This is a genomic window from Brevibacterium aurantiacum (genome assembly GCF_900169065.1).
Taxonomy (GTDB): domain Bacteria; phylum Actinomycetota; class Actinomycetes; order Actinomycetales; family Brevibacteriaceae; genus Brevibacterium; species Brevibacterium aurantiacum.
The window spans coordinates 1-1,328 of sequence record NZ_FXZB01000064.1 but is presented as its reverse complement, the minus strand read 5'-3'; the positions used below and the strand labels follow the sequence as shown (position 1 = coordinate 1,328).

General features: G+C 59.7%; 2 protein-coding genes and 1 other annotated feature. Both genes read left to right on the top strand.

Features of this window, described 5'->3' with window-relative positions:
* Positions 1-54: 54 nt before the first annotated feature.
* Positions 55-366: a transposase gene (locus tag BAUR9175_RS19075; RefSeq protein ID WP_009883477.1), complete on the top strand. Its 312-nt coding sequence runs from the start codon at positions 55-57 to the stop codon at positions 364-366.
* Positions 291-1,286: an IS3 family transposase gene (locus BAUR9175_RS19070; protein WP_125178023.1), complete on the top strand. Its 996-nt coding sequence runs from the start codon at positions 291-293 to the stop codon at positions 1,284-1,286. Before BAUR9175_RS19075 ends, BAUR9175_RS19070 begins: the two co-directional genes overlap by 76 nt.
* Positions 327-455: a sequence feature (AL1L pseudoknot), on the top strand. (Overlaps the previous gene by 129 nt.)
* Positions 1,287-1,328 lie beyond the last annotated feature (42 nt).

Here is a 1,328-nt window from a genome sequence, read left to right as displayed (position 1 = left end):
TGAATCGCCCCGGGGATAATAGAGGCAGGGAGATTGGAAGAAGGAGATTCTCTCATGCCAGTGAAGTACACCGACGAGCTCAAGGCTCGTGCCGTCGAGCTCGTCATCCATGCTCAAGCGGATCCGAACACCGCAAACGGAGCGATTGCCCGTGTAGCCAAAGAGCTCGGGGTGAGCAAGGAAGCGCTGCGGGTGTGGGTGCGTAAGCACAAAGACTCGGGCACAGCGACGCCGGCGGACTCCGTTGATCTTGAGGCTGAGAACCGTAGGTTGCGGGCTGAGTTGGCTGAATCGAAACGGGCAAACGAGATTCTTCGCCGTGCCTCGGCTTTCTTCGCGGCGGAGCTCGACCGCCCATCAAAGTAATCGTCACCTTCATCGACGATCATCGCGACGAGTTCGGAGTCGAGCCAATCGTGCGCGCCCTGAAGAGGACGGCGGCACGGATTGCTGTGAGCTCGTATTACGCGTTCAAGAAGCGTCAGCCATCGGCTAGGGCCCGTCGGGATCAGGCGCTGATGGTGGTGATCCAGGACGTCTATGAGGCGAACTACTCCTGCTACGGGGTGCGGAAGATGTGGAAGGCGATCAACCGCGAGTACACCGATCGGTTCGGGCATGTTGCTCGGTGCACGGTGGAGCGGTTGATGCGCCAGTTGGGCATCGACGGGATCCGGCGGAAGCGGAAGCGTCCGAAGACGGCTTCGGCTAGGGCTGAGGAGTGTCCGGATGATCTTGTCGAGCGTGAGTTCGCAGCACCGGCACCCAATTGTCTATGGGTCGCTGACATCACCTATGTTCCGACGTCTGCTGGGTGGGTGTACACGACGTTCATCCTTGATGTGTTCCACCGGGAGATCGTCGGCTGGCAGGTGACGAACCATATGCGGGAGTCTCTGGCCAGGGACGCTCTGACGATGGCTCTGGCGGCGAAATATAGGGGTGGTGAAGATGTCTCCGGGCTTGTCCACCACAGCGACCGCGGCGTTCAATTCCGATCGATTCGCTACGGCGAGACCCTGGCGGAATCCGAGGTCGTGGCGTCGGTGGGGTCACGTGGAGACTCGTACGACAATGCCATGGCCGAGGCTCTGAACTCGGTCTACAAGGCAGAGTTGATTGACCGGAAGGTGTGGTCGGGGTTGATCGAGGTGATGGCGGAGACGTCGAAGTGGGTGGCCTGGTACAACCAGACACGGTTGCATTCAGCGATTGACTACCGCCCGCCGTTCGAGGTCCATTCGGAATGGATCAACCAGTCCGCGATTGAACCCGCGGCTGCTTAGGAAACCAAGAAAAGGAGCCTCTACGAAACCCGGTGCTTGACA